Annotated in this window: 9 protein-coding genes; 2 read left to right on the forward strand and 7 right to left on the reverse strand. The window is 67.0% G+C overall.

What is annotated here, in order from left to right; genetic code table 11:
- From FKP22_RS11560 to FKP22_RS11580, 5 genes are all read right to left on the reverse strand, one after another.
- On the reverse strand, positions 1-356 hold a 356-nt coding region (locus tag FKP22_RS11560), incomplete at its 3' end, for an amidohydrolase family protein (protein ID WP_141287646.1).
- Complete coding sequence (locus tag FKP22_RS11565; protein ID WP_141287647.1) at positions 353-1,369, reverse strand: aldo/keto reductase; 1,017 nt, start codon at positions 1,367-1,369, stop codon at positions 353-355. The genes FKP22_RS11560 and FKP22_RS11565, both read right to left, overlap by 4 nt.
- Positions 1,370-1,417: 48 nt before the next feature.
- Entirely contained in the window at positions 1,418-2,359 is a 942-nt protein-coding gene (locus FKP22_RS11570; protein WP_141287648.1) for an ABC transporter substrate-binding protein, read from the reverse strand.
- Between the two features lie 62 nt (positions 2,360-2,421).
- Positions 2,422-3,405, reverse strand: coding sequence for an ABC transporter permease (locus tag FKP22_RS11575; protein WP_141287649.1), 984 nt, complete (start codon positions 3,403-3,405; stop codon positions 2,422-2,424).
- Positions 3,402-4,961: a sugar ABC transporter ATP-binding protein gene (locus FKP22_RS11580; RefSeq protein WP_141287650.1), complete on the reverse strand. Its 1,560-nt coding sequence runs from the start codon at positions 4,959-4,961 to the stop codon at positions 3,402-3,404. Before FKP22_RS11580 ends, FKP22_RS11575 begins: the two co-directional genes overlap by 4 nt.
- A gap of 198 nt (positions 4,962-5,159) precedes the next feature.
- Here FKP22_RS11580 and FKP22_RS11585 point away from each other — a divergent pair, with 198 nt between their 5' ends.
- Positions 5,160-5,909, forward strand: a complete 750-nt coding sequence (locus tag FKP22_RS11585; protein ID WP_141287651.1) for a FadR/GntR family transcriptional regulator — start codon at positions 5,160-5,162, stop codon at positions 5,907-5,909.
- Between the two features lie 738 nt (positions 5,910-6,647).
- Here the strand turns inward: FKP22_RS11585 and FKP22_RS11590 are convergent.
- Positions 6,648-8,576: a hypothetical protein gene (locus FKP22_RS11590; protein WP_141287652.1), complete on the reverse strand. Its 1,929-nt coding sequence runs from the start codon at positions 8,574-8,576 to the stop codon at positions 6,648-6,650.
- A gap of 511 nt (positions 8,577-9,087) precedes the next feature.
- Here FKP22_RS11590 and FKP22_RS11595 point away from each other — a divergent pair.
- Positions 9,088-9,339 (forward strand): hypothetical protein, encoded by a 252-nt coding sequence (locus FKP22_RS11595; RefSeq protein ID WP_141287653.1) that lies wholly within the window; start codon positions 9,088-9,090, stop codon positions 9,337-9,339.
- Between the two features lie 246 nt (positions 9,340-9,585).
- On the opposite strand, the gene FKP22_RS11600 is transcribed toward FKP22_RS11595, so the two are convergent.
- Positions 9,586-10,038: endoribonuclease YicC domain-containing protein (locus FKP22_RS11600; protein WP_141287654.1), on the reverse strand; the 453-nt coding region annotated here is incomplete at its 5' end.

Here is a 10,038-nt window from a genome sequence, read left to right on the forward strand (position 1 = left end):
GGGTCGGCAATCCAGTCGTCTTCGGGCAGGTCCTGCAGCATCGGGCGCAGGCCCTTGAGCAGCGGGTCCCCGGCGAGCGCCTCGATGGTGTGGACCGCGTCGGCGGCCTTCAGGTCGGCCCAGCCGACCACGCCGCGCACGAAGTCGGTGTTGCGCGCGGTTTCGAGAAGAAAGGCGGTGTCTTGCGCGGTTGGCAGCGACTGCACCAGCACCGTCGCGTCGATGCCGTTCTCGCGCAGCAGCGGCGCGAGGTCCTGCGGCCCGAAATCACGGTGGATGGCGTGCAGTTCCGCCGGCGGCCAGGCGCCGGCGCGATCGGCCAGGCGCCAGAAGTGCTGATGCGCGTCGACCTTCATGCGGCGCTCCCGACGGGGCAGGGCGACTGCGGGTCGACAAGCCCGCGTTCGCGCAGGGCGTCCCACAAGGCCGTGGGGATGGCGCGTTCGAACCAGGCGACGTTCTGCCGCACCTGCTCGGCGCTGCGCATGCCGCAGAGCACCGCGGCGACGGCAGGATGCGCCAGCGGGAACTGGAGTGCGGCGGCCTCCAGCGGCACGTCGAATTCTGCGCAGGCTGCGCGCAGCGCTGCCGCGCGAGAGAGCGCGGACGGCGGTGCGTCCGCGTAGTCGAATTTCGCCTGCCCGGCCAGCAGGCCCGAATTGAATGGCCCGCCGACGATGATCGCGGTGCCGGCCTTCGCGCACTGGTCGAGAAAGCCCAGCGCGCCTTGCTCCAGCAAGGTGTGGCGGCCTGCGAGCAGCGTGCAGTCCAGATGGACTTCGCCCATCGCGTCGCGCGCCACCGCAGACTCATTGACGCCAAGGCCGATGGCGGCCACCCGGCCCTCGGCGCGCAGTTCCTCCAGCGCGCGGAAGCCGCCGCCGCGGGTCAGCGCCTCCCAGTGCCTGTCGTGCCGGTCACCATGGGTCATGCGGCCGATGTCATGCACCAGCAGCATGTCGATGCGGGCGAGTCCCAGGCGCTGCAGGCTGTCCTCGACCGAGCGCAGGATCGCGTCGCGGCTGTAGTCGAAGACGGGACGGAATGGCAGCGGATTTGCCCATCCATCGTCCAGCGGCGCGACGCCCGGGTCCGGCCGCATCAGCCGACCGACCTTGGTGCCGAGCACGAACGCGTCGCGCGGGCGTTCGGCCAGAAAGGCGCCGACCCGCCGCTCGCTTCGCGTGTAGCCGTAGAACGGCGCGGTGTCGAAGTAGCGCAGCCCGGCCTCCCAGGCCTGTGCCAGCGTCTCTTCGGCGTCGTGCGCGCTCACCGGTGTGTAGAGCCCTGCGAGGGCGGCGGTGCCCAGGCCGAGCGCGCTGAGTGCGAGGCGGCCGCCGGCAATGGGTCGAAGAGCGCTTGCTTGCATGGCGATGGCATCCGGTCCGGGCACGCGGCGCGCGCCCGGACCTGCGGGTCAATAAAGGACGTTCTTTGCTTCGGGCTTGTCGACGTTGCCGCGGGTCACCAGCACCACGCCGGTGTCGCGGAACTTGGGCACCTGCTTGCCGGCGATCACGTCGGCCAGCGTCTTCACGCCGAGGTAGCCCATCTGGTACGAACTCTGCACGGCGGTGGCCTCGAGCGTGCCGTCGCGCACGAACTTCTGCAGGTCCTCGTTGCCGTCGAAACCGATGGCGACGACCTTGCCGGACTTGCCGCTTTGCACCAGCGCGCGGCCCATGCCGACGGCGGTGGGCTCGTTGGCGCCGAAGATGCCCTTGAGGTCCGCATTGGAGGCCAGCACGTCCGTCGTCTGGTTGAGTGCGGTCGCCATCTGCGACTGGGAGTAGAACGGGCCGACGACCTGCAGCTTCGAATGCGCCTGGAGGTATTCCTTGAAACCGCCGACGCGGCCGATCTCGGAGCCGGCACCTGCGACGTAGGACATGATGGCGACCTTGCCGGTGGTGCCGACCTTGGCGATCATTTCCTTGGCGCACATTTCGCCGGCAGCCTTGTTGTCGGTGGCCAGGAAGGACTGGTAGTAGGCCTTGCCGGCATCCGACACCATCGAGTCGATCAACACCACCGGGATCTTGGCTTCCCAGGCCTTCTTGAGTGCGGGGACCAGTGCGTCGGGGTCGGAGGCGGCGAGCAGGATGCCGGCGACCTTGCGGTTGACGGCGTTCTCGACCAGGTTCACCTCGTCGGCCACGGCCGATTCGGAGGCCGGACCTGAAAACGTCATGGTGTGGCCCTTGCCCTCCTTGATCGCGGCGTCAGCGCCTTTGTTGACGTTCTGCCAGAAGTTGGAGTTGGTGGTCTTGACGATCACGGCGATCTCGCCGGCGCAAGCGCCAATGGATGCGAGCGCGAGCGAGCCGAGCAGCAGGAAGCGGGGAAGTCTGCGGTTCATGGTCTGTCTCCTGTCGATGTTGTGGTGGGGCGGTTCGAGAAGGCCTTGCGGCCGGGGCAACGTCATCGGCGATTGCGCATCTGGTCGATCCAGACGGTCAGAAGAATGACCAGGCCGATGATGATTTGCTGGGTGAACGCCGAGACGCCGTTCATGTTCAAGCCGTTGCGCAGGATGCCGATGACAAACGAGCCGATCATGGTTCCGGAGATCGTGCCGACCCCGCCGATCAGCGAGGTGCCACCGATCACCGCGCTGGCGATCGCGTCAAGCTCGTACATCACACCCTCGTTGGGCTGCGCGGTGACCAGGCGTGACATCAGGACGCAGCCGGTGAGGCCGGCGAGTGCGCCGGACACCACATAGGCGAACATCACGACCCGCCCGACGTTGACGCCCGACAGCCGCGCTGCCTCTGCGTTGGAGCCCACCGCGTGGATGTGGCGGCCCAGCGTGGTGCGGGTCAGCAGGATGCTGGCGATCACCGCCAGCACGATCATCAGCAGCACCGGGTAGGGGATGCCGGGGAAGACCACGTCCGGAAAGCCTCTTGCATCGAGCTTGACCACGCGCCACAGCGAGCCGTTGCCGAGCTCGCCGAAGGCGTCGCCCAGGCCCGAGATGGCGCGCGCACCCGTGATCTGCAGCGCGACGCCACGCGCCACGAGCATCATGCCCAGCGTTGCGATGAACGGCGGCAGCTTCAGCCGCGTCACCAGCAGCCCGTTGATCGCGCCGCACAGTGCGCCCACCGCGATGCCCAGCGTCATGCCCAGCGGCACTGACATGCCGGCCTTCACGGCAAGCGCTGCGACGACGCCCGACAACGCCAGGATCGAGCCCACCGACAGATCGATGCCGCCGGTCAGGATCACGTAGGTCGCGCCGATGCCGAGATAGACGATGGAGGTGACCTGCAGCGCGACGGTCATGCCGTTGCCAAGCGTGAAGAACGAGTTGCTTGTGGTCGAGAACACGACCACAAGCACCAGCAGGCCCGCCAGCGCTGCAAATTTCTGGATGAGATCCTTCTGTCTGTCGTTCATGGTGCAGTGGTCTGGAGCGTGGGAGCGTGCGCCGCCGTTGCCGACGAACGCACGGAGGCGTGGTGCATGATTTCTTCCTGGCTGGTGGCGCGCGTTTCCAGGATCTTGGTCAGCGAGCCTTCATGGAAGACGCAGACCCGGTCGGTGAGCCCGAGGATCTCCGGCAGCTCCGAGCTGATCAGCACCACGCCGATGCCGTCTGCGGCGAGCTTGTCCATGAGTTCGTAGATCGCGTACTTGGCGCCCACGTCGATGCCGCGCGTGGGTTCGTCGAAGAAGATGACGCGGGAATCGCGGAACAGCCATTTCGCGATGACCACCTTCTGCTGGTTGCCCCCAGAGAGCAACCTGGCGACCTGGTCGGCCGACGGCGTGCGGATGCCCAGCGCTTCGATGTAGCGGCGCGCCGCAGCCGTCTCGTCGGCGAAGCGGATGAAGCCAAGGTTGCCGGAGACGGCCCGCATGTTGGCCAGCGTGACGTTCTGGGCGACCGTCATCTTCACCGCCAGCCCGTGCGCCTTGCGGTCTTCGGACAGGTAGGCGATGCCATGGCGGATCGCGTCAATGGGCGAGCGGATGTCCAGCTTGCGGCCGTGCAGCAGCACCTCTCCGGCATCGACCGGGTCGGCGCCGAACACCGCGCGAGCGACCTCCGTGCGCCCGGCGCCGATCAGTCCGGCAAAGCCCAGGATCTCGCCGCGTCGCAGGTCGAAGTCGACGGGGCCGAACGCGCCCTTGCGGCGCAAGCCGCGCACCGCCAGCACGGTCTCGCTGCCGCGTTGGCGTGTCGCCGCTGGAAACTTGTCGTCGAGGGCGCGGCCGACCATCAGCGAGACGATCTCGTCGATGGACGTGGCCGCCAGATCCATGGTCGCCACGTAGCGACCGTCGCGCAGCACCGTGACGCGGTCGACGATCTCGGCCATCTCGTCCAGCCGGTGCGAGATGTAGACGATGCCGACGCCAGCGCGCTTGAGTTCGTGGATCACCTTGAACAGCTGCGCGGTCTCGGTGTCCGTGAGCGAAGAGGTCGGCTCGTCCATGATCAGCAGCTCGGCGTTCATGGACAGCGCCTTGGCAATCTCGACCATCTGCTGTTGGGCGACCGACAGGCTTGCCACCGGCGCATCGGGCCGGATCGCGACGCCCAGCCGGTCGAGGCAGGCCTGCGCGCCGGCGCGTTGCCGGGCGCGGTCGACAAATGGTCCCCGCCGCGGTTCGCGTCCCAGGAAGATGTTTTCCGCCACATCCAAGTGCGGCACCAGGTTCAGCTCCTGGTGGATCATCACGATGCCCTTGGCCCGCGCCGCCTGCGTAGAGCCGAAGCGCATCTCTTCGCCTTCGAAACGGAGCTGGCCTTCGTCGGGCGCATACATGCCGCTGATGACCTTCATCAGCGTCGACTTGCCGGCACCGTTCTCGCCGCAGACGGCGTGGACCTCGCCGCGCCGGACGTCGAAGCTGACGCCGGCGAGCGCGGTGACGTTGAGGAAGCGCTTTGTCACGCCGCTCAGTTGGAGCAGCGGCGGCGGCACGGACGAACCAGGGGAAGACATCAGCGAGGTCAGGAAAAATCGAAGGCTTGAGAATTGGTAAAGCCAATTTGCCACAAAAACGAATTGGCCTGACCAGTAAAAACCCCATCCTGGCCCCGCTGTGCAGTGAGCGAGACTGGCGTAGGCGCGTCGTGCCTGCGCCCGGGTGGCGGCGCTTCCCGCCGCTGGTCAGGCCAATTCCTTTCACAAGCTTTTTGAATGCCTTCCTCTTCCCGTACCGTCGATGCGCGCAGGTCGTACCAGCAGGTGGCCGACCGGATCCGCGCCGTCATCCAGGACGGCGCGTTCAGCGTCGGTTCGCGGCTGCCGCCGGAGCGCGAACTCGCGCTGCAACTGGGCGTCTCGCGGCCGTCCCTCCGCGAGGCCCTGATCGCGCTTGAAATCGACGGTCGCGTCGAGATCCGCATGGGCTCGGGCGTCTATGTTTGCGCGCCGCCTGCCACCATCGAGCACGGCACGCCGGCGCTCGGCGAAAGTGCCATCGAGCTGATGCAGGCGCGCGCCGCACTCGAAGGCGCCGTGATCACGCTGGCCGCGGCTCGCGCCACGCGTGCCGGTCTCGACCGCGTGGCGGAGAGCCTGCGGGCGATGCGACGCGAGCACGCACGCGGGCGCACACCGGTCGACGCAGACCGGCGCTTCCATCTGAGCATCGCCGAGATGGGGGGCAACTCGGTGCTGGTGCGGCTGGTCGGCGAGCTGTTCGACGGTCGCCACAGTCCGATCTCGTCGCACATGCGCGGACGGTCCGAGAACGTGCACACCTGGACCACCGCGCTGCAGGAACACGAAGCCGTGTACCACGCGCTGGAGGCGCGCGACCCCCAGGCGGCGGCCGCTGCAATGTTCACGCATTTGCGGGCGTCGCAGGAGCGCTGGCTCGCCGAGCCCTCCGCGGCACACGAACCCACGCCGCTGATGAACGTCCCCGACAAGGATTCCGCGTGATACGCGAGAGCGCACGATGTTGACCATGCGCGCGACCGGCAGCCAAACCGGCCATCAGCAGCTGGCGTTGCCGAGCGATGTCGTCTGGCCAAGCTGCGCCGCTTCTTCGAACTGAGGTGCCTGAATGGTCCGACAGATCCGAAGACGCAGCGATCGAAAAAAACCAGCGCGGCGGTCGGCGGATGGGCACGGAGATGCGTGATCGCGTGACTGTGGTGCCTACGTCGGCGCTCTCCTGGAAGGCAAGCTGACCATGCCATTGCCATGGCGGCACTGAGGGCTCAACCGATCGGCGTGCCGCCCTGTCCGCCGATCTGAACGCCTTTCTGCGGTTGGTCGGGCATGTGCCTGGAGAGCAGTTCGAACCCTAGCGCGCCAGCCTTCGGTCGTTGACCGCCGACGTTCGACACCGCATGGCCATCGCCGCCCGCCTGATCGCCGAACTGAAGCCAGCTTGGAGGTCGAGATGACGACAGGTCAGCATTCGTGGACGTGATGCGGCGACGTGCAGGGCGGGCGGGTGGGCGGTTTAAGCCCTCGCACGCGGCGTTGTCTGGCGAGCACCCCTTGTGGAACATCGAGCGAACCTGGCTTGGCTTGAGAGATCCGGGTCAGCCAGCCTGGCCAGCGGTGGTGGCCGCCCCTCACGGTAGCTGTGCCCGAGCTCGACTGACAGGTCATCGGCCAATGCTGGCATGCCGGCGGGGCGCGCTCAGCGCGCTTGAGAGGGCCGGGTTTTCAGGGCTGACCTGCGGCCGGCACGGCGTTCACGGTCGGGACCCAGTCGGAGGCCCAGATCTCAAAGGGCTTGTCGGGCGTGGACAGCCACAGCGACGGGTACAGGTGCGCGCCGACGGGCAGCTTGGTGACCTGCGGCAGCCCCTTGGAGATGTGGCGCGTCTCGCCCGGCTGCAGCGTGACCAGTGTTTGCGCCTGGCCACCGTCGCCCGGCACGGCGAAGCTGGTGTTGTTGTTCGGCGAGCCGGTGGGCAGCACGTTGTCCGAGGTCCAGAACGCCAGGGTGCGCGTCGTCGTGCCGGTGTTGCGCAAGTCGAAGCCGTAGCTGCACTTGCTGCCTGCAGGCAGTGCGTCGCTGTTGCTGCAGGCGGTGATGTTGGCGATCACTATGTGCTTGGGCGGCACCGTGAAGTTCACCGCCGCCGGGGCGGCCTTGCCGTCGTAATCGAACGCGGCCGAGTAGCCGATGTCGAAGCCCGGAATGCCCATGGCCCAGAACTGGTAACGCCCGGCCGGCGCGCGGCGCATGTCCATGCTGAAGTTGCCGTCCAGCCCGACCTGCACGCTCTTCAAGTAGCCGGTGCACAGCGCGTAGCCAGGGGCCATGCACAGGTAGAGGTTGACGTAAGGCGGTGCCGGATCGGTGACCGGCTGGCCGGTTTCCGCGTTCAGCAGCGAGCCGCGGAAGCTGAGCTGGGGCGCCGGAGCGGCGGCCTGCGCGCTCTGCCTGGTCTGGCGGCTGGCCTGCATGCGCAAGGCCTGGCCTTGCGTGCGCTGGGCGAACTGCGCCTCCGTCATGCCGGTGGCGCCCTCGGGCGTCACGGTGAAGCCGAAGAAGAGCTGGCCCAGCGTGGCCAGCGGCTTGCCGGCCTTGCTCACATACACCGTGCCTTGGCTCAGGATGCCGGTAGGCGCGCCGGCGATGGGCAGCAACTGCGTGACGGTTGTGGAGGCGCCAGGGGCCAGTTGCACGTGGGCCGGGGTGTAAAGCGCCGTGCCGCTCATGAAGGTCGCGGTGCCATAGGGGCCGCCGCTCATGTTGGCACTGACCATGGTCCACACGTCCGCGTCGATCGTGTTGGCCGTGATGTTGGTGAGCGTGACGGTGTACTCGCAGTCACCGCCGTCGGTGGCCCGGGTGCAGTTGGTCGGTGAAGTCACGCTCACCGGCGCCAGCTTGGCCTTCAGCGCCTCCTTGAACACGGTGTCCGGCCCGTCGTAGTGGAATGGCGTGCCGTAGGTGGTGACGTAGCCGGTCGGCGAGGTGCTGAGCTGGTAGTAGCCGGTGTCAATGCCGGACAGCGACAGCGCGAAACTGCCGTCGGCGGCCACGGGCAGCGTCATCAGCTCGGTCTGGCAGATGTCGTAGCCTGGACCGTCGCAGTGGCGCAGCGTGACGGGACCGACGCCCACGGGCAGCGGGAGGCCGGTCACCGCATCCTTCACCGTGCCGGTGACGTAAGGCGGTTGCGGCTTGACCACCTTCAGCGAATAGGTGCCCAGCTCGCTGGGATTGCCGGTGAACGAGAAATCGGGAAAGCCCGCCGCGGCGAAGATGACGGTGCCATCGGCCGGTACCCTGAACAGCGCACGCGAGTCCATGTCCGGTCCCGCATAGTCGTTCTGGCTGATCTGCTGGCAGTTGCTGTCGAACACGCCGACGATGCTGTCTGCCAGCGTGCCGCCACCCCCCAGCGCCGCCGACAGATTGACCTGCAGCAGCTTGCCTGGTGTCGCGGTCACGCGGAAGAAGTCCACATCGCCGGCGATGATCTCTCCGCTCACCGACACGCCGGGCGCGGCTCCGATGGATTGCGCGGCGGCGCAGCGATTGTTGGGTTCGATCTCGGCCACCTTGGCGTGGACCCAAGAACTGGAGGCGGCCAACGCCAGCGCAATGGCAGCGGGTCGCATGAAAGTTCTGTTCATGACCAAAAGACTCCGTGTGGGGGATGCTCAGGCGTGTGTTGCCAAGGCACGATGTTGATTTGGAAGCCCGCCGCATTGCCCAAGGTCTTCGCCTGCCTGCCAGGCTGGCGAAGAACTCGACGCTGGCATGGGTGTCCGACGGCGCTGACCCAGGTTCTGCGGAGCGGCGCAGGTGTTTCTGTCGGTGTCGCCCTCGGGTCGGCGGCGTGTCAATGACGTGTCAAGTGCGTGTCAGATCAGGATAGAGCGGGCTCAAGACGGTTGCAAGAAATTTCCAGAGAAATTCTGAGAATACCCCTAATGTGTCGCGGCTGCGCTCTCGGCACCAAGACCTTGGCCGGAAAGGTGCTCAAGGGCCACCACGAAGCCTACGTCGGCTGGGCGGAGTTTGAGCGCGACCAGAAGCAGCTCGCTGCCAATGCCTACAGCCGAGCGGATGGTGTAAAAGTCAGGCCGTGGTCGGCAGGCCTTGCTCGCAGGCATGTTGTGCTGCGGTCACTGCGGGCGATGGTTGACGGTGGCGTATGCCGGCCGGATTCCGCAGGCGGTCTACCGCTGTGATTGGCCCAACTTCGCGCTCGCCATGCCGCGCTGCTTCATGTTCGCCGGTCGCCGCCCCGATGCAGCGATCACGCATGAGCTGTTGCGTGTTGCCGAGCCGCTCTCGATCGACGCAGCCCTGGAAGCGCAACGGAGGCACATGGAATCTCAGGCCGATCAGCAACGCATCTGGGGACCTCGAACTGCAGCAGGCGCGCCGTGAGGCCGGGCTTGCCGAGCGACGATATGCCGCGTGCGATCCAGACAAGCGGCTGATTGCGGCACAGTTGGAGAAGAGCTGGGAGGCGGCACTGCAACGCGTTCGCCAGCGGCGCTTCAAGGTGACCACCGACAGCCAGCACGCCAGCCAGGTTGGCCGAGCACGGCATCACAGCCTCCATGAGCCGGCGGGGCAACTGGCTGGGACAACGCCCGTAGCGAGACGTTGGCCTATGTCAGCCCCGAAACCTCACTCAATGTTCTGCACCTGTTCTCTCATCTGCTCGATCAGCACCTTCATCTCGACCGAGATGCCGGTCAGTTCCAGCGCGGCAGATTTCGAGCCCAGCGTGTTGGCTTCGCGGTGCAGTTCCTGGATCAGGAAGTCCAGCCGTTTGCCCAGCTCGCCACCGGCTTTGAGCAGGCGTTCGATCTCGTCCAGGTGGGCATTCAGGCGCGAGAGTTCTTCGGCCACGTCGATGCGGATCGCGAATGCCGCGGCTTCGTTCAGCGCCCGGTCGCGGGCCGACTCTGCCGACACGCTGGCGTTGCCGCCGGTGCTGCTGTCGGCCGCGGCCAACGCTTCGGTCCAGCGTTCCAGGAAGCGCTGCTGCTGCTTCTGCACCACGGCAGGCACCAGCGGGCCGGCCTGGGCGGCCAGTTCGCGCAGCTTGACGATGCGCTCCATCAGGATCGCGACCAG

The organism is Ideonella azotifigens (genome assembly GCF_006519715.1).
GTDB lineage: Bacteria > Pseudomonadota > Gammaproteobacteria > Burkholderiales > Burkholderiaceae_C > Ideonella > Ideonella azotifigens.

Coding starts and splice junctions, on each gene's coding strand:
- FKP22_RS11565 (WP_141287647.1), bottom strand. CDS start 1,369: ATGCAAGCAAGCGCTCTTCGACCCATTGCCGGCGGCCGCCTCGCACTC.
- FKP22_RS11570 (WP_141287648.1), bottom strand. CDS start 2,359: ATGAACCGCAGACTTCCCCGCTTCCTGCTGCTCGGCTCGCTCGCGCTC.
- FKP22_RS11590 (WP_141287652.1), bottom strand. CDS start 8,576: ATGAACAGAACTTTCATGCGACCCGCTGCCATTGCGCTGGCGTTGGCC.
- FKP22_RS11580 (WP_141287650.1), bottom strand. CDS start 4,961: ATGTCTTCCCCTGGTTCGTCCGTGCCGCCGCCGCTGCTCCAACTGAGC.
- FKP22_RS11585 (WP_141287651.1), top strand. CDS start 5,160: ATGCCTTCCTCTTCCCGTACCGTCGATGCGCGCAGGTCGTACCAGCAG.
- FKP22_RS11575 (WP_141287649.1), bottom strand. CDS start 3,405: ATGAACGACAGACAGAAGGATCTCATCCAGAAATTTGCAGCGCTGGCG.